Consider the following 21,198-nt stretch of genomic DNA (forward strand, 5'->3'; position numbering starts at 1 on the left):
ACCGTTGCAAACCCTATTGAATCAACCCCTGATCCATAACCAGACGCAGAGAAAAAACTCTAAAAAGCCGTTGAACTTCTCAGCGCCTCTGCGTCTCTGCGTTAATTTTGTGTTTTCTGCACTTTCAATTTAAATACGATTGAACCAATTGAAATTTCATAATTCATCCTTCATACTTGCCGTAAACTCCTTGACAACCTCCTCTATGGGTGTATGAATGTTAGTAAATTTTATGTAGTACCCGGGAGGGGAGATGGGGTGCCGGAGCGCAGGTTCAGAGAGCCGCTTGGTCAGCGTGGAAGCTGATGGAGCGGCTTTTTTTCTGGTCCAAGGTGGTGCCCTGGAAGCCTGACCCCGCTGGCCGCCCCTGTTTCGTGTCCCCGTCGGAGTAAAGCCTGCCAATGGAAAGATGGAAAAGAAGAAGATCCTTGAAGAAGGGGATGGGTGAATTCACCATGTCTATGACTTTTAAATACATTAGCCGGTTTTTTGCGGCGCTAGCTGTTCTCCTCGTCGTTTCCGTCCCGAAAGCGCTCTGGGCGGAGGATCTGATCGTCGAGCATAACCCTACCGATCCCACCCATTTCTCCTCCATCCAGGCGGCCATCGACCACGCCGCCATTATTTTGAGTAACCCGTCCTTGATCAACACCAATTTCCGCGTGATCGTCAAGGCCGATCCCGTTCCCTATACCGGACCCATCACGCCCATCAGCAACGTGCCGATCATCGGCACCAGTACCGCCGGAACCTTCATTTCCGGCATCGGAGCAGGAACGCTCATCAGCTTGAGCAACGTCTCCTCGGTGGCGATCCAGAACTTTACCTTCCGGGGTGCCCTCATCGGGATTACCGTCGCGAACAGTTCAGCCATCGGCATCACTAACATCGTGTTTCAACTGGGCACAGCCGGCACTGCCGTTCAGGTACAGAACTCACCGGCTACCTCTATCATCAACAACACCTTTTTCGGCAACGGCACCGCCATCAGTACCGATTCGAACATCACCATCACCAATAACATCTTTTCCACCAACACCACGGCAATTTCGACCCAACCAACCCTGACGCAACTTTCCTATAATGATTATTTCAACAACGGAACGAACGGAGTCACCAATCTGGACGCCCATTCCATCCCCAGCTCTCTGGTTGCGAATGCGAACCCCCTCTTTGTGAACGCGGGCAGTGACTTTCATCTGCAGCCCGGATCGCCCTGTATCAATGCCGGAAATCCTCTGTATCCCAATTCCTTCGACAGCACCACCTTCGACATGGGAGCCTACGGCGGGCCGAACAGCGACATCCTGCTTGCCACGGTGACGGGCCTGGTTTCCTCGCTGACCACACCGTCAACCATTGCGCTCAGATGGAACCCAACCAGCAACAGCAAGGTGACAGCATACCGGGTCTACTATGGGACTTCCTCCCGGAATTACAACGGCACGCAGGCCGCCGAAGGACCTTCTCCATTGACGGTGCCAGTGGGAACCACCAGCGCGAACCTGAGCGGGCTCCCTCTCACGGGGCCGGCCGTACCGGCGGTTCCGACGCTCACCGCGACCGCTCCCCTGAACCAGGCCCTCCAACTCTCCTGGACCACCGTTTCCGGGGCGACGGGGTACCGGATTTTCTACAGCACCGCCACCTTCGATGCATCCTCGCTCCCCGCAACCTTCGTCGATGTCGACGGCGGCACCGTGTCGTCCTTCCGGCTTTCCGGATTGACCAACGGCACGACCTATTTCGTGGCGGTCTCCGCCCTGGCACAGACCACGTTTTTCGCCGCGGTTACCGTCGTCATCAACAGCACCGTCGCTTCCAACCCCGGAAGCGCCAACGAAAGCTCCTTTTCGCAGGAGACCAGCCAGCGGGTCGGCCCGGTCCAGATGAGCGGCATATCGAACCTCTTGAGCGATTTCCCGGAGGCCATCGCCCCCTTTCCCAACCTCAAGAGCAAGGGGTGCTTCATTGCCACCGCAGCGTACGGTTTCTACTCGGCCCCGCAGGTGCAGGCGCTGCGCGACTTCAGGGACCGCTATCTCATGACCAACGCGCCCGGCAGGGCCTTCGTCGACTGGTACTACCGTTACGGGCCGCGCGGCGCTCATTTCATCAATGCCCATCCCTGCCTCAAGCCGCTGGTCCGGATCGCGCTCTTCCCCCTGGTGTACGGCTCGATGCTGCTCCTGTACGCATCGGGCGGTGTCAAAATCGCCGTGCTGATCTGCGCGGCACTGGCGTCCGTCATTCTTGTGCAGAGAAAAAAGCTGCTGGCATTGGGAGGCACGCGTTGAAGAGATTGTTACTGGCACTGGCGCTTCTGTTCATACCGGCCGTTGCCCTGGCCGCAGAGGGGAGCAGCGACCGTCCGCACTGGTCGCTGGAGCTGAAGGGAGGCGTCTTTTTCCCCAACCTGTCCCGCTGGTCGGATTTTTACGGCTCGAGTTTTACCTCGGAGTTCGGCGGCGCTCTGGCCTACAAGGTCAGGCGCGAGATCGAGGTGGGGATCGAAGGGACCTACGTGAGCGCCGACGGGAACGGGCAAGCGCCGCTGCATGCGCAGGTTGCGGGAGGGGGCCAGGTGGCAGCCGGACAGGTGAGCTACGAACTCTTTCCGCTCAACGTCTTCGTCCTCGCGCGCGGGGTCTTCAGCGAGGATCAGCCGCTGGTGCCCTATCTCGGTGGTGGGTGGACCAGGATGTTCTATCGGGAAGAGGTGAAAGGACAGGGGAAGGTGCAGGGCTCGACCAACGGCTTCCATGTCAGGGGGGGGATCCAGTTCCTGCTGGACCGTATCGATGCGGACGCAGCGAGAAATCTGGACCGCGACTACCATGTGCGCCACACTTATTTCTTCACCGAAGCGAAATACACTCGCGCCACTGCCGACACCAATCCTTCCGGGTCCGTCAACCTTGGGGGTGTCAGTTATCTGGGTGGATTGCTCTTCGAGTTTTAAAAAGTGACGAATTCAGTACTGAGCCAAGGTGGGAGATTAATGAACAATACAATTATGAAGTATGAAGGTTGAATGTTGAAATTTCATAATTCATCCTTCATACTTTTTTTCAATCTCCTTGACGATGCCACCTCTCGGGGTGTATGAATGTGAGTAATTTTTTATGCATGTACCGGGGAGGGGCGATGGGATGCCAGAGTGCAGGTTCAAAAAGCCGTTTGGTCAGTGTGGAAGCTGATGGAGCGGCTTTTATTGTTCTTAATGGAGAAATAGACAAGATGTCCCCACCGCCCTTTTCTGAAAAAGACTATGGTTCATCCTGGCACGGCACTGGAAAAGCATATAATATTAGATGCCAATTGGATAATAGAATAAATGAAAAAACAGGCAAAAGCATATAATATTAGATACCTTACAGGCATATAATACTAGATGCTGGCATATAGTATTATAAACAAGTATATAATAATAGATGCCACATGCTAACTGCTCAATAACACGTTGAGCAAATAATATAAAGAAATTAGGATGTTACGCCACTTTATGAGGCTAACGAATGACATTACAGCAGATCATAGCGCGTGGATACGAACAGAGAACAGCGAACAAGCCGTTGCCACCGTATATGTGGAAGGCCGCCGGACGAATCTCGGTTTGTCGGACGTCAACTCTTGGCGGCCACGTGCAGGCGTGCCCTGAGGGGCACGTTGAAAGGCACTGGTACAACTCCTGCCGGCACCGCGCCTGTCCCGTCTGCAACTATACTGCCACCGAACGATGGCTTGACAGCCAGAAAGAACGAATCCTCAACTGCGAACATTTTCATGTTGTTTTCACGCTGGACAGTGCGCTTGATCGCCTCTGGCTCGTCAATGTCCGGGCCATGACCAACATTCTTTTCCAGTCGGCCCGCGACACGCTCTTTGAACTTTTGGGTGACGATAAATACCTGGGCGCCGAACCGGGCGTGATCATGGCGCGCCATACCTGGGGGCAGATGCTCGGCCTTCATCCGCATGTTCACTGCCTGGTATCGGGGGGCGGCCTGACCCAGAGCGGTGAATGGCGCAGTGTCGCCAACGGCTATCTGCTACCGGTGCGGGTCGTGCGCTCCCTGTTCTGCGGCAAGTTCCTCGATGCAATTCGCCGCGGAGTTGAGCGGGCAGAGCTGACCGTGCCGGATGGCGAGCGACCGCAGCAGGTTTTGAACCTGCTCAACAAGCTCGGCCGCAAGAAGTGGAATGTCTGCATCCGGGAGCGCTACGCGCACGGCAACGGTGTCTTGACCTACCTCGGCCGGTACTTGCGCGGCGGAGCCATTTCGAACCGCCGAATCATTTCGTCCGACGAAGAGCAGGTGCGTTTCCGCTACAAGGATTATCGCGAAGAAAGTGAGAGCGGCGGCAAGAAGTGCAAAACGATGGAGCTTAGCGTCAATGACTTTGTGCGCCGGGTGCTGCTGCATGTCCCGGAACCGGGCCACAAGGTGGTGCGTTCATACGGATTGTACGCGGGAAGCCGGCGCCAGGCCCTTGACCGCTGCCGGGAATTACTCGGGCAAGAACCGGTACAGGAGCCGAAGGCGCGCACATGGCAGGAATGCGTGGCGGGACTGGGAGAGACAAACCCCGGCCAATGCCCGGTATGCGGCTCACGGCTGGTGCAACGGGAGGTGTTTCGTCCGGAGTTCAGGGGCGAGACAAGGAAGTTTCCAATGAAAGAGGCGGCATGAGCAGGCAGCAAGAAGTGACTGACGATCAGCAGCCGGTGATGACGCATGCCTTAAAGACAGGAAAAACGAAGCTTCTGGGAGAGTCAAAGGCAAATCACACCACCAAACCCGCCCAAGACAAGGAAGATTTCAGCGACGGCAACAATTTACTGACAAAAAAACCGTAAATCAGCTCTGGCGGTGACGAGAAAACTCCATAGACCACAAAGAAAAAGCTCAACACTCGGATGGAACAGACGCGCCGATCAAGATCGCCGCTAAAGGCATGTTTTGGGGCGGCTTGCTGTTCATCCTCTAAAACGTTGGGCGAGGAATTTGAATTATGAATAAATTAATTGCTGTTTGGAAACAGCTTGTTGTCTGGACTAAAAACGGTAAAAATTTCTGGCTAGTTATCCTGCCATTCGGAGGGGTCGTTGCTTCGATAATACTCTTAAGAGGGTACCCAAAAGGGCTGAACATCTTAAAGCTAGAGGGAATATTAGTTGAAATAGCTGGACTTGCTACAGTGGTATTGTCTCTTTCGAGGGAGAACAAGAAATATAACCAAAACGGATACCTCAAGTCGTTTATCGTTTGGGTTTCGGACGTTAAGTACATATTGTTTCCTCGCAACATTACCATACAAGTTGACAGTTGTTTGAGCGGTATCTCAAGTATTGGTGCAGGAATAGTAACCGGAACTCTTAATTTCGAGAATATTGATCAGAAAGTAGAATACCTGCTCCAAAAGGTAATGATATTAGAAAAGTCTATGAATGAGGGTTTTCATAAAATCGAAACTGTGAAGTCAGAAATAAAGGCGGAGTTAGCCTCTCTGGCTCTGCAACGAATCAAGTGGGTAGAGGGAATAGCGACTTTAGGTTGAGCTTGCCTGCAACCAGATAAGCCATGCAGATCAAGTTGTCAGGATTCCGATAGCCTCGTGCCCGAGTTTTGGCTGATTGAATTAGGCTGTTGATGCCCTCAATGAAGCCGCTAGTCAGGCCGCTTTCAAAATGTGCCAGAATGCCATCCCAATGCTCTTTTACAGATTCGGCCATGTTCTTGATGAGTTGGATTGAGCTTGCGGCGGCTTTCCGATGCCATTTGGTCAACAGGGTTTCTGCCTCCGTTCGGCTTGAAGCAAAATAGACGTTCTGAAGGTTCAGCTTGTGCATGTAAGCTTCCGTACTCCTTAAGCTTTGACTGGTGATAATGGCATCCAGGCGCTGTTCCTCTTCCGGTGTCAGGTTCTCTGGATTTTTGAGGAACAGGTTTCTGCTCTTTTTCAGGATTTCAGGAAATAACCTGGCTTCTTGAGCCCTTATCTTACTAAGCTTATCGTTCATAAGCTTGATGACGTGGAATTTATCGAAGGTGACCACGGCATGGGGCAACTGCTCTTTGACACCCTTTATGAATGCCTTGGACATGTCAATAGCAGCGTCTGTGATGCTATCAGGATCGCCGCCATGTGACTTAAGGTCCGCGACGAAGCTCTTGACTGTTTCGTTGTCCTTTCCCGTCGTGCCGAACAAGAGCTTATGCATGTCGAGGTCGAAGAAGAAGGTGACGAATTTCTCGTCATGACTGCGCCCGGCAAAGGTTTCATCCGCACCGACCCTCTTCACCTCGGAGAAGTCTTCTGCGGCCCTTGCCTTCTCGACATAGGATTGAATCAACCGCCATAGACGGGTATCGGTAACGGCAAACAGCCTGCTCATGACCTTCACCGGCAAATCACGAGCCATGGTCATGGCCAGGGCCTCAAACAGCAGCGTAAATCCTGAGCCTGCGCGAGCCCAGGGTACCTGGACCAACTTCACGCCGCAGTCGCTGTTAGGGCACTTTACCCGTGGAACACGCGCATGAAGGTAGGCTTCGTACTGGAAGAAATTCAGATGCCGCCACTCTTTCTCCGTGGTGTCATGGACTGGTGACAACGTTCCGCAGACCGGACAGGGAAAGGTGGCTCCCCGCTGGAAGTCGATGGTTATGTCCAAACGACTTGACTTCTTGTTGAAGTCAACAGAGGTAACCTTCCACGGGATGGCAATTCCAAGAGCAGCACCAAAAAGATCTTCAGGATTCATAGCGATTACTAACCTCCAGGCTGAGTGATGGTGGCCTATCTTACATCAACCCGGCCCAGGCTACCCACTCAATTCGTCGAGGAGCCGCCTCTCTCAAATCGAATTTAGAAACGGAAATTACCAAAGTTAAGAATGACATTAAAGATAAAGCTACTATAGACTATTGTCTACTTGTATCAGGCTCAATATTAACAGCGATAGGAATGATTATTACCAATCTTCCTGATTATTATTTCAATCTTCTAAATTTGCATTCTTAGAATAGGATGCCCAACCACTCGGCGGCACGCGGGCTTCGCTACGCTTCGCCGGTGCGCCTCGACACCGTTGATATGGCTAAGGGGGTCAAAATGAAGTTCTGGGCAATGACCTGCAAAGTACTCGGGTATATCTGACTGGTGTTGGCTGGACTCCTGATCTTGGTAGGCATCGTGGAGGTCTGGATGAAGGAGGGATTTTCCGGAGTTCAAAACCTCCTGAGCCCGTTTAACGTGGCGAACTATATCGTGACGATAATTACGCTGGCTCCCGGAATTGGCTTGCTGATGCTTTCCGAAAAACTACAAAACAAGGCCAAGCCTTAGCCCTCCCATCAAGTGACTTAACATTAAGCTGCGAGGGGGAAAGGTTTCAAGCTTAGTGCCCCCATCGCCTGCTTGACTTGTTGAGTGTTTAAACGTACATTATAAATGTACGTTTGACCACCAAATGGAGGTTGCCATGATTGAGGTGAATATTACTGAATTTCGCAATCATCTGCCCGAATATCTCGGGCAGGTAAAGAAGGGGGAAGATATTTTTCTCACCTCACGGGGCAAGGTTGTTGCCAAGGTTACGCCCGTAACTGATGAACGGGCTGCTGCTCGTGAGGCGCTAATGCTATTGCGCGGGACATGCCGCATTGGTGACGTGATTTCCCCGCTTGATGAAAAGTGGGAGGCTAGTGATGCTGGTTCTTGACACCTGCGCTCTCATTTATGATGCCCTAAGCCCGAACAGCCTCAGCCGGAAAGCGGTAAAAGCAATCACGAAGGGTGATGAAGATGGGCTGTTGGCATGCAGCGATATTTCACTCTGGGAAATCGCCATGCTGATCAGCAAGGGGCGGCTTGATCCTGGGACGGACGCCGTCACGTTCCTGCGACTCCTTCATTCCGCCCGACAGATCCGGGTGTTCCCCATCACTCCCGAAATAGCAGCTACCAGCGCCAGCTCATCCCTCTTTGTCCATGGTGATCCAGCCGACCGTATCATTGCAGCCACAGCCATTGTTCATAAAGCGGAACTGGTAACTTGTGACGGACATCTGTCGGCAGTCAAGGGATTGCGAGTCATCTGGTGATGAATTCTGTCTGTTTGGATGAAGTAAGGGACTAAGTTAAAGGGTTACATCTCCATTCCCCACTTTTTGCAAACAATTATCGTGAAAACAGCGAAGGTGCCAATCACCGCTCGGACCGTGTCCGGGCATAAACCGCCCGGCAGGTCAAGCCAGCCCCGCCGTTAACAGCTGATTCAGAGAAAACAGGAACCCGTCGCGATTTCAAAAACATCAGGAGGAACGACACCATGAATTTCGACTGCATACCACGCGAAGACCTGCATGGCATCCTCTGCCACATGCCGAAAGCAGAACTGCATATTCACATCGAAGGCTCACTGGAGCCGGAACTGATCTTTGAACTGGCAACTCGGAACCGGATTCAACTCCCCTACCCGACCATAGATGAACTGCGTGCTGCCTATGCCTTTACGGATCTGCAGAGCTTTCTGGACATCTACTATGCCGGGGCCAGCGTGCTGCAAAAAGAAGCGGATTTCTTCGACATGGCCTGGGCTTACCTGAAGCGAGCCAAAGCCGAAAATGTAGTACACGCAGAAATTTTCTTTGATCCCCAGACACATACGGCCAGAGGAATTCCATTTGAAACGGTAATCAACGGACTGGATCGGGCAATCCGTCGCGGCCGTGAAGAACTGGGACTGAGTGCCTCGCTGATACTCTGTTTCCTGCGCCACCTGAGTGAAGAGGACGCTTTTGCGGCGCTGGAAGATGCTCTGCCGTTCCGCGACAAGTTCATCGGGGTCGGCCTTGACAGCAGCGAGCGCGGAAATCCGCCGGAGAAATTTACCAGGGTATTTGCACGCTGCCGGGAGCTGGGACTGCGACTGGTGGCCCATGCCGGAGAAGAAGGTTCAGCCGAATACATAAGCCATTCCCTTGACCTGCTGAAAGCGGAAAGGATCGACCATGGTGTGCACTGCCTGGATGATCCGAAGCTTGTCGCACGACTGGTACAGCAACGCATACCATTGACAGTATGCCCCCTTTCCAACGTAAAACTTTGCGTGTTTCCGAGTCTTTCCGCTCACAACATCGGCAAATTGCTGGCTGCCGGCATTGCAGCAACTATTAATTCAGACGATCCGGCCTATTTCGGTGGATACCTGAACCGGAATTACACCGCTACATTCGCAGCACTGCCGGGGCTTGGGGCAAAAGAGGCTTACCAGCTGGCTCGCAACAGTTTTGAGGCCAGTTTTGTGAATGAAAACATCAAGGAAGGATGGATCAGGGAGCTTGATGAATTCTTTACGCATTATAGGGAAAATGAGGGAAAATGGCTTCCACTTTGACAAGTTGAATTCTTCCCCGAAATCCGAATACCCAAAAGAAACAGGCTGCTCCTGTTAGCCGCCCATATCCTGTGGCAACGATGAGAGGGCAGGTCATGGTTCGTCTCTTCAACTTCCTGCTGCGGGTGTTGCGCGGGTTCAAACGCAACCAGGGGCTCTTGTTGTCCGGCGCTCTTGCCTATTATACCCAGTTGTCAATTGTGCCCATGTCGATCCTTGCCCTCATTGTGCTGACGCATTTCATAGAAGAGCAGCAGTTGATTCACACCTTGTCAACGTACCTGGAAATGGTGATCCCCGGCTATAGAACTTGAGCGCAAACCCGACGAATCGACCAGGGAGGAACAATCGGGATTTGAGACACGATGATGTCGTATCATGTCATTTCGGACTCTCCTCAGCTCTCCTCATCTTTGCCCCAGAAGAATATCATCTGCGGGGTTGTGGCGCTATGCTCATTAATGAGCTGCTGGGTGCTGACAAGTTCCCATCCAACCTTGGCCATGCTATGCAGGTGATCTTGTAAATCAAGTGCCAGGAGATCATTTACAGGGTAATGCTTGGTTGTGAATGTATATGCTTTCGCCATGACCGCCTCTCCATCAATCTTTTTCCCAGAAAAATCAGCGTTGTCCGGTTTGGTTTTTGCTTACGTCCCGTAGGGACAGAATACTGGTAGCCGGGGAATTCATTCCCCGGTCATCCAGGCGAAATATCATCACGTCACGTACGTGACGTGGGGAAATATAGCATCTCATCCGGGGGATGAATCCCCCGGCTACATTCAAACGCCCCTAATGGGGCTTAACAACCTTGATGCACAAACCAAACCGGACAACGCTGCAGAAAAATAGAAATAACCGCTCTCTTTGATGACATTAACCATCCTCCACCCGTCTTGTGCCATCTGGTTCAGATGCTGCACCATTCCTTCACGGATGACTTGGTTGGTAGGAGGTTCGTGCAGCGTAATGGTGTATTCTTTAGCCATTGTCATTCTCCTTAGTGCCCGGACACTCCAACCCTATGGAGCTGCACTCGAAGAAGGCACTTCATCCCAGGTCTTCCTCGATTTTCAGTTCCAGATCATCGATATTGACCCTAATAACCGTTCCGTCCTGCTCCTCGCTCCGCACAATGCCTTCCCTGACCCACTCGAGGACAAGATCCTTGCTAACGCCGAATTTGGATTCTACTTCCTCTACGGTGCACCAGCTATCTCCTAACATGGACATAAAGAACACCTCTTAATTAGTTTATCACCTTACTACACAATACATTATAGCATACAAAGGCTTGAGCACTCGTTTTCCCCTCAAAGCGATAAGGTATATATCCCATTAGAAAGACCTGAGGCCGTAATGGAATCTTCTACGGGAATGTCAAACACGGCCGTATTTGTTCCCTTGACGGGATTTATAATGGTGGTAAGCTTTTTGTGATTATTATTTTCTAACAATTACTTTCCGACAAAGCCAAACCCTTCGCGAGGAGGGGGCGGAAAGCGGCGGGTCTTCGCGACGAAGATGGCCGAGCTGCCGAGGGACGGGTCCTTCAGGTGGGCTCGGCCTTTTTATTTGATGCACAAACTTGGAATGGTTCAAGGTGCATAAAAAGTTTGAGCTGAAGAAAAGATTACCTTCAAAGCGCAGCCTCAAAGTTCAAATGGGCAAGGCCGCTGAACGCATACGCCAAGCGAGATGTTCACTTACACTTATGAAAGGAGAATCATTATGTTAGGAACTATTTTGATCGTCGTAGTGATTTTGCTGTTACTGGGTGCACTGCCCACTTGGCCTCACAGCCGACAGTGGGGTTACTATCCGAGTGGCGGGCTTGGCTTGATCCTTTTGATTCTGCTCATCCTACTACTGTTGGGCCGGTTATAGGTCGCCAAAGCGTCTGATGCCACATGCAGAATATGGTTCAAGCGGTTTTGAAAGCAGAGTGGCGAACTTGAACCTCTAGTATGCTACGCCTGATAGCGCATAACCGGGAGCGGACCGATTAGGCATGTTTCCGAAAGCAAAATAGGGAGGTGTATTAGCTCATGCCGTTAATTCAAGTGGTAATGGTCCTGATCGTGGTTGGTGTTCTTCTATGGCTCATCAACCGATTCATCCCAATGGCGGGATCCATAAAGTCGATTTTGAATGCCGTTGTGGTCATTGCCGTGGTTTTGTGGCTCCTGAACGTCTTTGGGATTTTCAGTTACCTCTCCACGATCCATGTGGGGAAGTGAGCCGTCAACTTTTCAGGGACGAAGGACCGAGTATATGGGATCGCAGTCAAATCTAAATCCTAACCCCGATAAACAGAATAAGTGCGTTAACGAAGTTATTTTCTGTCAGCCCCAATAAACGGGATAAGTACGTTAAAAATCATTTCTGCAAAAAGCTCAGAAAATAACTTCTAACTTACTAAAGGACAGCATTGTCCGGTTTGGTCTTTGCAAGGTTCTTTGAGAATGTAAAAAAGTTGTAAAATCAGCGTTATACCGCATTATTTGCTTGACTTTGAGTAAAAAAACGGTGGTCCGCACTCGTAACTATCCAATATTACAGGAGTTACGATATGCGACCGTTCAAACGACTGAAACAAAGACGAAAATCACGCGCTTTCAAATTGCTTCTTACCCCGATTTTTGAGAGATTCAAGTCAGATAATGAACTTGAATCCAGGGGGTATCGCCCGTTGCAAATGACTTTCGATGATCAGCTAAAAGCCCTGATCTTTTATCACTTGGAAGAGTTCTCTTCCGGGAGCGAACTTCTCCAGGCGCTGGATCAGGATGACTTCGCCAAGGAATGTGTTGCTCCCCCCAAGGGAATCAAAAAGAGCTCTTTCTTTGAGGCAATCAACAACCGTGGTCTTGAACAGCTTTCCGAGGTATTCGGGCATCTTGTCAAGCAAGCAGGCAGAGTGCTTCCCGATGAATATGCTCACCTTGGCAATCTGGTATCCATAGACGGTTCTTTGATAGATGCTGTTCTATCTATGGAATGGGCAGATTACCGAAGCGGCTCTAAGAAGGCCAAGGCCCATATCGGCTTCGATATCAACCGTGGTATTCCAAGGAAGATATTCCTGACCGACGGTAAAGAGGGTGAGCGCCCCTTTGTTGATAAGATCATCGACAAAGGCGAAACCGGTGTCATGGATCGTGGGTATCAGTCTCATAATCACTTTGACCAGTGGCAGGCCGCCGAGAAGTTTTTTGTCTGCCGTATCAGGGAGAATACACACAAAACCGTCATCAGAGAGAATGCCGTAAATCCTGACAGTATTGTCTTCTATGACCAGATAGTACTTCTCGGCACCAAAGGTATAAACCAGACTGAGAAAGAGCTGCGCCTTGTTGGTTACCGTATTGACGGCAAGGACTACTGGGTAGCAACCAACAGATACGACCTGACGGCTGAAGAAGTGGCCCAGGTTTATAAACTGCGCTGGAACATAGAGACCTTCTTCGGTTGGTGGAAACGCCACCTAAAGGTGTATCACCTGATTGCCAGAAGCGAATATGGTCTCATGGTTCAAATACTTGGTGGTCTCATCACCTATCTGCTGCTAGCCATCTATTGCCGTGAGCAGCACCAGGAGCCAGTCAGCATTAGCAGGGTACGAGAATTACGCAATCAGATTGCAAATGAAGCAGCAGCCGAACAGCAGAGCCGTCGCACAAGAATACAAGGTAACTCAAACAAAATTAGACAGTTGAAACGTAAGAAACGTCGTGCAAAAACCTAACCGGAAGTTACTGACTAAAGGAGAAATACCATGAAATCGAGCATTAGGGACAAGGCGGAAGGAACGTTTCACGAAGCGAAGGGTAAGGTCAAGGAGATCGCCGGGAAAATCACCGATAATCCCAAGTTGGAGGCCAAAGGCAAAGGCGAAAAGTTAGTCGGCAAAGTTCAGGAAAAGATCGGCCAGGTCAAGAAGGTTTTGGGGAAGTAGTGAGAGCCTATTTATCAGGGGGCTCGGAGTAAAAGCTACAGTAACAACAAATAGGAGGAAATTATGAAAAAAATAGTACTTTCATTCTTGTTGACGGTTGTTTTTGCTGTGCCCGCTTTTTCAGAGATGAAGGATATGCCCATGAGGGAGCATAGGGAAGGATATGGGCAGATGATGGAAATGGGAAATATGGACAAGATGGGCGATATGATGGGCATGTGCATCGAACATGCAGATAAGATGGGGCTTACCGATGATCAGATCATGAAAATGAAGCCATTACATCGCGAAATGCAAAAAAAGCATGCCCGATTCAAAGCGGACCTGAAGATTGCAGAGATCGAACTTATGGAAATCATGGAAGTGAAAGATTTTGACCTGGAGAAGGCCAGCTCTGCAGTTAAAAAAATTGAAGAGATAAAAACAGCCCATCATTTGGAAATGTTAAAAGCCATGAAAGAAATGCGGACTATTTTGACGGACGAACAGTTTAAAAAAATGAAGAAGATGATGTTCATGAAGATGGGGGAGAAAAAACCGGCAAAGAGGATGATGAAGAAACAATAATGGAGAAGCATGACAGATTGCGCGGATCAGCTTTGTAAGGGCCGGTGGCATTGACGGCGATGACAGCGGACTGCAGAGACCGCGAAAAAGGGCGCATCACGGTGCGCCCTTATTTATTGAATTGAACTGTTCAATGCCGGGATTTCGCGGTCTAACCCTGATAAACAGGATAAGTGCGTTAACGAAGCTATTTTCTGCCAAAAAAGCGCAGAAAATCACTTCTAACTTACTAAAGGACCTTTCGCCCTTGAATGATGCGTACCAGTACCACTATGATAGCAATTACGAGCAGAATATGGATCAGACCGCCCATGGTATATGAAGTAACCATACCTAACAGCCACAGCACTATCAGGACCACGCAGATTGTCCACAGCATAACGTCCTCCCATTTAACTGCGGCCTGTCAGTAGCGTTAGCCGCTGCCGCTTCAACACCCTGTTAAACGTCTGACAGAATCGAAAAAACCGCCGGAGCGGGTCGTGGATTCACCTGAGGTTACGCAGCTATTTTACAACAAGATCGTTTTTCACCTCGGTGACACCAGCGACACTGCGGGCAAGCTCTCCTGCCTTTTTGGCGTTCTGCGCCGAATCGACAAAACCGCTTAACTGGACTACCCCTTTGTACGTATTGACAGTGATTTGCAACGTTTTTAGCCCTGGTTCGCCAAGGATTGCGGTTTTTACCTTGGTTGTGATGGTCGAGTCATCGACATACTGGCCGGTGCTTTCATGTGTTCGCGTGGCTGCGCACCCCATGAATGCGGTTATCAGCCCGATGCAGACCAGGAGTTTCACAATGCGATGTAGTTTTGTCATGATGCTTTCTCCTTTCTGTTTGCAATAATTTCACCTTAAGCCAAATTAAGTTTATCTCACGCTGTTGACCAGTCAATCAGGCAGTCGCATATACGAGTCCGTAAACGCATATCAACGTCAAAGAAATACGCTGCACCGGTTAAAAAGAAACAGGCTGCTCTGTGAAAAAGCAGCCTGTTTCCTTACCTCTTATATACAACGAACTTCAGTTCATCAATTGAAGAAATACCGCGCGCCGAACGTCATGGAAAAGTTCATGGGATCGAAGTTGCCGATTTTATCCCCACCTAACCTTATATCCGCATCGGGGGCAAGCACCACTTTTGCCTGACCGGTCAGGGCCAGTTGCTTCATAACGAAGTAATCCACCCCGCCGGCCGCGTGCACGCCGACGACGGTATCCAAGTCCGCTTTTACCCCATCGTCGCGCGTGAAGCCGTTGACAAGGATATCCAGTCCGGCGCCTGCATAGGGGGTCAGATGCGCTGTCGGTTCGTTGAAGCGATACTGCACCCCGAGGGAGATGTTGTTGGTTTCGAAATTGCCTACCCTATCCCCGCCGATGCTGCCGTTGAAATCGGTATGGGTGATATCCAGCTCAGCGGCGATGTTCTTGTTTATGCCGTAGATGAAGCCGCCACCGCCGACGAAACCGGTATCAGTGTCGACATTAAATGTGGGAGAAGCGGAGGTATCCTCACTGTCCGCAGGGACCAGAAAACCGATCCGCCCGGTAACGCCCACTTTTCCCGCGATGTTCTCCGCACAGGCGGTTCCTGCCATAAGGGCCACAGCCGCAACGCAACTGATCATAACGCACAATCTTTTCATATCTTTCCTCCTGTCATTGACATTGTTTATATTATTTTCTGTTTTTTCCGCGCACTTTGCGCGGAAGTTCACCCTGTCCGTCTGCCGCGAAAACCGGCGATTCCTGCATCCACCGCAGACAGATGTAACCGTGTACGTGTACCGCTTCACCACCTCCCTTCTGCCGATTTTCCACAAAAAAAAGCCGGGTTGCCGAATATCGTCTGATATTTCGGCAACCCGGCTGTCTGGCTTGAGACCCTTTAGGCTTTCCGCCCCATCCTCACGGATGGTTTAGTATTATCGTCTACCAACTGCACGTGCTCATCTGTATTTCGTAACGCGGTACTGTTCTTACCAAAGAACCGCGCCGGATGTCAATGAAAAACACATTACACCCTCCCCCCACCCCCTCCCATCAAGGGAGTGGAGCTTTAAAGTCCCCTCGCCCCTTGTGAACCCAAATTGCGGGTCTAAAGGGCTAGGGTGAGGGAGGAAGAAAAATGGATTAATTGCGCTCTTTCTCGCGGTGGCCGATGCCGAGGGCGGTAAGCCCTTTCTGCAGGTCGTGCAGGGCGGCGCCGAGCTGGGCATCCAGAACGGCTTGGTCGCTCCCCACGGCTGTGAGGGTGATATCGAGCTCCCGTGTCTCGCCGAGGGTTCTGGCCAGGGACTTGATGTAAATGCTGGGGTGATCGTTGACCACCCGGCTGAGCACCGGTTCCATCAACGACTCGTCGTTGCTTTGCACGGTGATGGTCTGCATGACCGAGATGCCGCCGCGAAAGGTCTCTTGCAGGAAAGGCTGGAGGGAACTGTTGAAGATGCCTTTCAGTTCCGACGGAACACCGGGAAGGCTGATAATGGCAGCCCGTCCGGTCTTGAGCAGGACACCGGGAGCGGTGCCGACCGGATTTGAGAGCGGCACGGCCCCCTCGGGGAGCCAGGCCATCTTCTCCCGGGCCGGGTTCAGCCCTCCCTGGGTGAGCACCCCCTGGGCAGTCAACTCGTCATAGCGATCCCTGACCATCTGCAGGGCCTGTTCATGGAGCCGCACCTCCACGCCGACACCCCGTGCCACTGCGGCAAGGGTAAGATCATCGGCAGTGGGGCCGAGGCCGCCTGAGGTGATAATAACTTCAGCGCCGCGCGCAAGCGCCGCATGCACCTCGCCGGCTATGACCGCGTCCACGTCGCGCAACAGCGTGACCCTGGCGACGCGTCCACCCAGGCTGTTGATTTCTTTGCACAGCCAGTGCGTGTTCGTGTCCTGGATATCGCCGATGAGTATCTCGTTGCCGATAATGAATATTTCCACAATGACCGGTTCTGACATGTTAACTCCTGAATCTGGAAATTAATGACGAGGAGTCTGTCGGACTTAGGAATGAATCTACTGCGAGAATGGCAAATCGGTCCATATTCCCGTAAATTTTCGACGAATAGGTCCACTATTAGCTCTCAAATTACCGGAAATCTGTCCTCGATTTTCCATCCTCTCGCTACGATCCCCTAAGTCCGACAGACTCCTAGGATTGTAACCCGATTGGCAGATACCAGGCAACCTTGACATCGAATTTTTTGCAATCCGGGTGCTTGCAATAATAGCTGTACGCAAACGCAAGGCTATAAGGGCAACGGCAGGCATCATCCGCCAGGCATTTATATACCTGCCCATGGACATGGCGAATACTGCAAAAAGCCGCATCAGGAAATGTACGGGGGGAATTCATCGGCAACTCCTTTACCAGGTTGAATGATTGTCGGTTAACCATTTTCTTCTTCCCCCTGCACATTAAATCCTGCAATAAATGACAATTTTACCTATCAGGCAGCGCCGCTCAAGAAGCCGTGGATGGCTGCGGCGGCCTGCTTGCCGTCCCCCATGGCGAGGATGACCGTAGCTCCGCCGCGGACGATGTCTCCGCCGGCGAAAACACCGGGAATGCTGGTGGCGCCCTGCTCGTCGCTGACGATGTTCCCCCACTTGTTCAGGGCCAGATCAGGCGCAGTGGCGGTCAGGAGCGGATTGGACCTGGTGCCGATGGCGTTCACCACCACATCGACCGGCACTTCATATCTGGAATTGGCAACGGGAACCGGCTTGCGTCGTCCCGACTCGTCCGACTGCCCCAGTTCCATTTTTTCGCAGCTGAGCGCGGCCGTCCACCCCTTGTCATCGCCGATGATCTCCAGAGGCGCTGTCAGCATGACAAACTCCACACCCTCTTCCTTGGCATGCCTGATCTCCTCGATCCTGGCCGGCATTTCCGCTTCGCTTCGCCTGTAGATGATCATCGCCCGTTCCGCGCCAAGCCTTCTGGCTGTACGAACGCAGTCCATGGCGGTATTGCCGCCGCCGATGACCGCTACGGAGTTCCCCTTGATGATCGGAGTCGGGGAGTTGGGGTTGCACCCCGCCTCCATCAGGTTGACCCTTGTCAGGAACTCGTTGGCCGAGTAGACACCCTTCAGGTTTTCCCCAGGCATATTGAGCATCACCGGCAGCCCTGCTCCATTGGCGATGAAGACCGCATCGAACTGCTCGCGGAGCTGATCCAGTGTCATGGTCTTGCCGATGATGACGTTGCACTCAATCTCCACACCAAGGGCAAGGAGCCGGTCCACCTCCACGTCGATGATCTCCTTCGGCAGACGGAACTCGGGAATGCCGTACCGGAGAACCCCGCCGGTGTCGTGCAACGCCTCGAAAATGGTGACAGTATGCCCTTTTCTGGCCAGCTCTCCGGCAGCGGTGAGCCCGGCAGGACCGCAACCGACAACCGCAACCTTTTTGCCTGTGCCGGTCGGGAGTGGCTCGCTGCGAAGCTTATCGGCATTGGTCATGGCCCAGTCAGCCACAAACCGCTCCAGGTAGCCGATGGCAACCGCCTCACCCTTCACTCCGCGCACACATCGGGCTTCGCACTGGCTCTCCTGGGGGCAGACCCGGCCGCAGACAGCCGGCAAAGCATTGTCGCCCTGGAGAATCCGGGCAGCTTTGGGGAGCTTTTCAGCAGCCAGGGCGTCGATGAACTCGGGGATGGAGACCCCCACCGGACATCCCTCGACACACGGGCGGGTCTTGCACTGGATGCAGCGTTGTGCCTCCCTGACCGCCTCTTCCCGGGCAAGCCCCTGATTGACCTCTTCAAAATTCCTGCTGCGCAGTTCCGCGTCAAGCTCGGGCATATGGACCCGATCGATGGCAAGCCGTTCTTTGGCTGTAAGGTTGTTACACATGGGCCACCCCCGTTGTTAGTTTGCATTCGTTCGCAGCATGGCAAAGGGCCGCCTCTTGGTCGCGATAGGTGGTGAGACGATCGGAGAGGCCGGCAAAATCGACCAGGTGGCCGTCGAACTCAGGCCCGTCGACGCAGGCGAATTTGGATTCCCCGTCGACCACGACCCGACAGCCGCCGCACATGCCGGTGCCGTCGATCATGATCGGGTTGAGGCTGACGATGGTCTCGATGCCGTGGGGCCGGGTGAGCTCGGCAATGGCCCGCATCATGGGCACCGGGCCGATGGCGAAGACCGCATCCGGCGTGCGGAGGGGATCGGCGATCAGCTCGGACAGCTCTGCGGTAACAAACCCCTTGCGCCCCAGGCTCCCGTCCTCGGTGGTGATGAGAAGCGTTTCGGAAAGTGCCGCCAGTTCATCGGCCAGGATCACGTACTGGCTGGAACGGCCGCCGATGATGGTGGTTATCTGGCTCTCGGTCGCGGCCAGGGCCTTGACGAGCGGGAAGAGGACCGCGGTGCCGACGCCGCCGCCGATGCAGGCGACCCTTTTCCAGTTGGCAAGATGGGTCGGCTTGCCGAGGGGACCGGCCACGTCCAGAATGGAGCCGCCGGCCGGGATGGCAACGATCTTCCGCGTCGAAGCGCCGATCGCCTGGATAAAGAGGGTGATGGTCCCGACCGCCGGGTCCGCATCGCCAATGGTGAGGGGTATCCGTTCATCGCCCCGCCCAACACGGACGATGACGAACTGCCCCGGTCGGCGAACCGGAGCAATGCGCGGCGCCCGTATCACCATACGGTGAAGGTTCGGCGCCAGGATGTCGTTACTGATTACTTCGAACATGTCTTAAACCACCTTTTTTGATTTTTATTGCCACATCAACGACGCCAGATTTGAGATGATAACAAGGCGGCGCGGAGAATGCGACGGAGACATAGTCTCTCTATGTCGAGGAGCTTTCGACAAGCCAACGCGGTTAGCGCTCAAATATGGCGTCGTTTCTAATCCAGGCAGCGGAATACCCCTGAGCTCCATAGACAACTACCGCACGGTTCCGCATTGGCATAGCAATCCTGGGCAAACGTATCCTTCTGGACCAGGTCGCAGGGAGAGCAGTTACAGCTGGAACAGACCGGATAATCGTGCCGCTGGACGTTTTCCCGGTAGGTGCGGAACTCCTTGCTGTTCCAGATTTCGAGAACGCCGCTTTCCGCCACGCTGCCGAATATCCTGGACTGCACGGGATGCAGCCAGCCGTTGGCAAAGGAGCGGCACTGGTGCCAGAGATGATAGCAGGGATGCATCCGGCCATCCCAGGAGATGAATGCGCCCCCCTGTTCGACAAAATTGCAGCCCCGTCTTTCTCGCCGGACTATTTCGGGAAGCCTCAGATCCAGCCCCGTTCTCCCGGCAATCTCCGTTGCCCGGTCAAACACCGCCAGAGTCTCTTCAAGACGCGTATAATCCATGTTAAAGAGTCTTTTCAGATCAAGGGCGATGCCCCGATCCTGCGCATCCGACTTAATGGCTTCGACGAAATCGACTATCCTCTGTTCATCAGGGCTCTTGCTGTATTTCCAGAGAATTTCGAAATAGCGGAGGATATCCACTCCGACGATGTCGGCCTTGGATTTCCAGGTCTGAAACAGTAGTAACGCTTCGTCGGTGCAGATGTCATAGGCACACTGATTGAGATGGGGTTCATCGAACGGGTGGAGGTGGGAGACAATGGCAAAGTCTGCCCCCCGTTCTGCGGCCCACTCCAATGCAGCAGGAAGCTGCTCCAGGTTGTCGCGCATGACGACGTATTCGACACCGATCTGCAGATCCGGCCGGGAACAGACCCCCTTGGCGGAGGCAAGTGCTTTCAAGGCCCATTCCAGATCGAGCAATTGGCTTCCCGCGCGGATTGCGCCGAAGGTTGTGGCATCGACACCATCCATGGACAGGCAGATCCTGTCGAGTCCCGCATCCAGCAGGGTAACGGCCCGCATGTTGGTGAGGAGGAGGCCGTTGGTCTGGAAGCCTACCCAGCTGTCTGTCGGCATCAGCTTTTTTGCCCTGGTTATGAACTGTTCCAGATTGGGGTTAAGTAACGGCTCCCCTACCCCGTTGAGTACCAACGCTTCCAGGTTGTGAAATGCCGGTTCCAGCGCCGTAAATGTTTGCAGGTCCAGATCGCCGTCACAGGCGGTGTGATCGGGATTCTGCTTCATGCACATCACGCAGCTGAGATTGCAGCGGCTGGTCGTTTCGACGAAAAGTCTGGAGGGATACTCCCGAAGTGCCGGAACAGGGGGGGAATCCCATTGCAAAGCTGCTGAAGATTGGATGGACATATGCGTTTCCTTGAATACAGGATAAAGGATAAAGGATCGAGGATAAAG

27 protein-coding genes and 2 riboswitches are annotated in these 21,198 nt (G+C 52.7%); of the genes, 16 read left to right on the plus strand and 11 right to left on the minus strand.

Annotated elements, in window-relative coordinates; all coding sequences use genetic code 11:
* Nucleotides 1–401 precede the first annotated feature (401 nt).
* The 6 genes from GURA_RS12155 (at nucleotide 402) to GURA_RS12170 (ending at nucleotide 5,562) form a co-directional block, all read left to right on the plus strand.
* Nucleotides 402–2,297, plus strand: coding sequence for a CFI-box-CTERM domain-containing protein (locus tag GURA_RS12155; protein WP_011939262.1), 1,896 nt, complete (start codon nucleotides 402–404; stop codon nucleotides 2,295–2,297).
* A complete protein-coding gene (locus GURA_RS12160) occupies nucleotides 2,294–2,962 on the plus strand; it encodes an MXAN_2562 family outer membrane beta-barrel protein (protein WP_011939263.1) in 669 nt (222 codons plus the stop codon). Before GURA_RS12155 ends, GURA_RS12160 begins: the two co-directional genes overlap by 4 nt.
* A gap of 185 nt (nucleotides 2,963–3,147) precedes the next feature.
* Nucleotides 3,148–3,363, plus strand: coding sequence for a hypothetical protein (locus tag GURA_RS24290; RefSeq protein ID WP_157046192.1), 216 nt, complete (start codon nucleotides 3,148–3,150; stop codon nucleotides 3,361–3,363).
* A gap of 155 nt (nucleotides 3,364–3,518) precedes the next feature.
* Nucleotides 3,519–4,694, plus strand: a complete 1,176-nt coding sequence (locus GURA_RS12165) for an IS91 family transposase (protein ID WP_011939265.1) — start codon at nucleotides 3,519–3,521, stop codon at nucleotides 4,692–4,694.
* Nucleotides 4,691–4,861, plus strand: a complete 171-nt coding sequence (locus GURA_RS24295) for a hypothetical protein (protein ID WP_157046193.1) — start codon at nucleotides 4,691–4,693, stop codon at nucleotides 4,859–4,861. The genes GURA_RS12165 and GURA_RS24295 overlap by 4 nt, the downstream gene beginning before the upstream one ends.
* A gap of 155 nt (nucleotides 4,862–5,016) precedes the next feature.
* On the plus strand, nucleotides 5,017–5,562 hold the full coding sequence (locus GURA_RS12170; RefSeq protein ID WP_011939266.1) for a hypothetical protein: 546 nt from the start codon (nucleotides 5,017–5,019) through the stop codon (nucleotides 5,560–5,562).
* Here GURA_RS12170 and GURA_RS12175 read toward each other — a convergent pair.
* The gene (locus tag GURA_RS12175) at nucleotides 5,528–6,769 is read right to left on the minus strand and encodes an ISL3-like element ISGur7 family transposase (RefSeq protein WP_011937052.1); all 1,242 of its coding nucleotides are present in this window, start codon (nucleotides 6,767–6,769) and stop codon (nucleotides 5,528–5,530) included. The genes GURA_RS12170 and GURA_RS12175 overlap by 35 nt on opposite strands.
* A 443-nt stretch (nucleotides 6,770–7,212) precedes the next feature.
* On the opposite strand from GURA_RS12175, the gene GURA_RS24300 reads away from it, so the two are divergent.
* The 5 genes from GURA_RS24300 (at nucleotide 7,213) to GURA_RS12195 (ending at nucleotide 9,720) form a co-directional block, all read left to right on the plus strand.
* Nucleotides 7,213–7,353 (plus strand): hypothetical protein, encoded by a 141-nt coding sequence (locus GURA_RS24300; RefSeq protein ID WP_157046194.1) that lies wholly within the window; start codon nucleotides 7,213–7,215, stop codon nucleotides 7,351–7,353.
* A gap of 136 nt (nucleotides 7,354–7,489) precedes the next feature.
* Nucleotides 7,490–7,729 carry a type II toxin-antitoxin system Phd/YefM family antitoxin gene (locus GURA_RS12180; RefSeq protein ID WP_041245425.1) on the plus strand — a complete coding sequence of 80 codons (240 nt, stop codon included), beginning with the start codon at nucleotides 7,490–7,492 and terminating at the stop codon, nucleotides 7,727–7,729.
* The gene (locus GURA_RS12185; protein WP_041245426.1) at nucleotides 7,716–8,111 is read left to right on the plus strand and encodes a type II toxin-antitoxin system VapC family toxin; all 396 of its coding nucleotides are present in this window, start codon (nucleotides 7,716–7,718) and stop codon (nucleotides 8,109–8,111) included. Before GURA_RS12180 ends, GURA_RS12185 begins: the two co-directional genes overlap by 14 nt.
* A 227-nt stretch (nucleotides 8,112–8,338) precedes the next feature.
* A complete protein-coding gene (locus GURA_RS12190) occupies nucleotides 8,339–9,406 on the plus strand; it encodes an adenosine deaminase (protein WP_011939269.1) in 1,068 nt (355 codons plus the stop codon).
* A 95-nt stretch (nucleotides 9,407–9,501) separates the two neighbouring features.
* Complete coding sequence (locus GURA_RS12195) at nucleotides 9,502–9,720, plus strand: hypothetical protein (protein WP_041245427.1); 219 nt, start codon at nucleotides 9,502–9,504, stop codon at nucleotides 9,718–9,720.
* Nucleotides 9,721–9,803: 83 nt separating this feature from the next.
* Here GURA_RS12195 and GURA_RS12200 read toward each other — a convergent pair whose 3' ends face one another.
* The 3 genes from GURA_RS12200 to GURA_RS12210 all read right to left on the minus strand — a co-directional run bounded on the left by GURA_RS12200 (nucleotide 9,804) and on the right by GURA_RS12210 (nucleotide 10,641).
* Nucleotides 9,804–9,995, minus strand: coding sequence for a hypothetical protein (locus tag GURA_RS12200; RefSeq protein ID WP_041245428.1), 192 nt, complete (start codon nucleotides 9,993–9,995; stop codon nucleotides 9,804–9,806).
* Between the two features lie 195 nt (nucleotides 9,996–10,190).
* On the minus strand, nucleotides 10,191–10,397 hold the full coding sequence (locus GURA_RS12205; RefSeq protein WP_041245429.1) for a hypothetical protein: 207 nt from the start codon (nucleotides 10,395–10,397) through the stop codon (nucleotides 10,191–10,193).
* 61 nt (nucleotides 10,398–10,458) lie between these two features.
* Nucleotides 10,459–10,641 carry a MerR family transcriptional regulator gene (locus tag GURA_RS12210; RefSeq protein ID WP_011939271.1) on the minus strand — a complete coding sequence of 61 codons (183 nt, stop codon included), beginning with the start codon at nucleotides 10,639–10,641 and terminating at the stop codon, nucleotides 10,459–10,461.
* A 229-nt stretch (nucleotides 10,642–10,870) separates the two neighbouring features.
* Nucleotides 10,871–10,949, plus strand: a riboswitch (cyclic di-GMP riboswitch).
* A gap of 190 nt (nucleotides 10,950–11,139) precedes the next feature.
* On the opposite strand from GURA_RS12210, the gene GURA_RS23475 reads away from it, so the two are divergent.
* The 5 genes from GURA_RS23475 (at nucleotide 11,140) to GURA_RS12235 (ending at nucleotide 13,933) form a co-directional block, all read left to right on the plus strand.
* On the plus strand, nucleotides 11,140–11,295 hold the full coding sequence (locus tag GURA_RS23475) for a DUF3309 family protein (protein ID WP_011939272.1): 156 nt from the start codon (nucleotides 11,140–11,142) through the stop codon (nucleotides 11,293–11,295).
* Between the two features lie 161 nt (nucleotides 11,296–11,456).
* On the plus strand, nucleotides 11,457–11,648 hold the full coding sequence (locus GURA_RS12220) for a Thivi_2564 family membrane protein (protein WP_011939273.1): 192 nt from the start codon (nucleotides 11,457–11,459) through the stop codon (nucleotides 11,646–11,648).
* A gap of 332 nt (nucleotides 11,649–11,980) precedes the next feature.
* Entirely contained in the window at nucleotides 11,981–13,156 is a 1,176-nt protein-coding gene (locus GURA_RS12225) for an IS4-like element ISGur4 family transposase (protein ID WP_011937084.1), read from the plus strand.
* Between the two features lie 30 nt (nucleotides 13,157–13,186).
* A complete protein-coding gene (locus tag GURA_RS12230) occupies nucleotides 13,187–13,366 on the plus strand; it encodes a CsbD family protein (protein WP_011939274.1) in 180 nt (59 codons plus the stop codon).
* Between the two features lie 63 nt (nucleotides 13,367–13,429).
* Nucleotides 13,430–13,933 carry a Spy/CpxP family protein refolding chaperone gene (locus tag GURA_RS12235; protein ID WP_011939275.1) on the plus strand — a complete coding sequence of 168 codons (504 nt, stop codon included), beginning with the start codon at nucleotides 13,430–13,432 and terminating at the stop codon, nucleotides 13,931–13,933.
* Nucleotides 13,934–14,162: 229 nt separating this feature from the next.
* Here GURA_RS12235 and GURA_RS24305 read toward each other — a convergent pair whose 3' ends face one another.
* The 7 genes from GURA_RS24305 to GURA_RS12270 all read right to left on the minus strand — a co-directional run bounded on the left by GURA_RS24305 (nucleotide 14,163) and on the right by GURA_RS12270 (nucleotide 21,150).
* Nucleotides 14,163–14,312: a lmo0937 family membrane protein gene (locus tag GURA_RS24305; RefSeq protein WP_157046195.1), complete on the minus strand. Its 150-nt coding sequence runs from the start codon at nucleotides 14,310–14,312 to the stop codon at nucleotides 14,163–14,165.
* Between the two features lie 127 nt (nucleotides 14,313–14,439).
* A complete protein-coding gene (locus tag GURA_RS12240; protein WP_011939276.1) occupies nucleotides 14,440–14,754 on the minus strand; it encodes a BON domain-containing protein in 315 nt (104 codons plus the stop codon).
* A gap of 213 nt (nucleotides 14,755–14,967) precedes the next feature.
* Nucleotides 14,968–15,585 (minus strand): OmpW family outer membrane protein, encoded by a 618-nt coding sequence (locus tag GURA_RS12245; RefSeq protein WP_011939277.1) that lies wholly within the window; start codon nucleotides 15,583–15,585, stop codon nucleotides 14,968–14,970.
* Nucleotides 15,586–15,795: 210 nt separating this feature from the next.
* A riboswitch (cyclic di-GMP riboswitch) is annotated at nucleotides 15,796–15,873 on the minus strand.
* A gap of 199 nt (nucleotides 15,874–16,072) precedes the next feature.
* Nucleotides 16,073–16,900: a competence/damage-inducible protein A gene (locus GURA_RS12250; protein ID WP_011939278.1), complete on the minus strand. Its 828-nt coding sequence runs from the start codon at nucleotides 16,898–16,900 to the stop codon at nucleotides 16,073–16,075.
* Between the two features lie 491 nt (nucleotides 16,901–17,391).
* On the minus strand, nucleotides 17,392–18,807 hold the full coding sequence (gene gltA, locus GURA_RS12260) for an NADPH-dependent glutamate synthase (protein WP_011939280.1): 1,416 nt from the start codon (nucleotides 18,805–18,807) through the stop codon (nucleotides 17,392–17,394).
* Entirely contained in the window at nucleotides 18,800–19,654 is an 855-nt protein-coding gene (locus GURA_RS12265) for a sulfide/dihydroorotate dehydrogenase-like FAD/NAD-binding protein (protein WP_011939281.1), read from the minus strand. Before GURA_RS12265 ends, gltA begins: the two co-directional genes overlap by 8 nt.
* A gap of 158 nt (nucleotides 19,655–19,812) precedes the next feature.
* Nucleotides 19,813–21,150, minus strand: coding sequence for a radical SAM/SPASM domain-containing protein (locus GURA_RS12270; RefSeq protein ID WP_011939282.1), 1,338 nt, complete (start codon nucleotides 21,148–21,150; stop codon nucleotides 19,813–19,815).
* Nucleotides 21,151–21,198: the final 48 nt, after the last annotated feature.

This window comes from Geotalea uraniireducens Rf4, assembly GCF_000016745.1.
Lineage (GTDB): Bacteria > Desulfobacterota > Desulfuromonadia > Geobacterales > Geobacteraceae > Geotalea > Geotalea uraniireducens.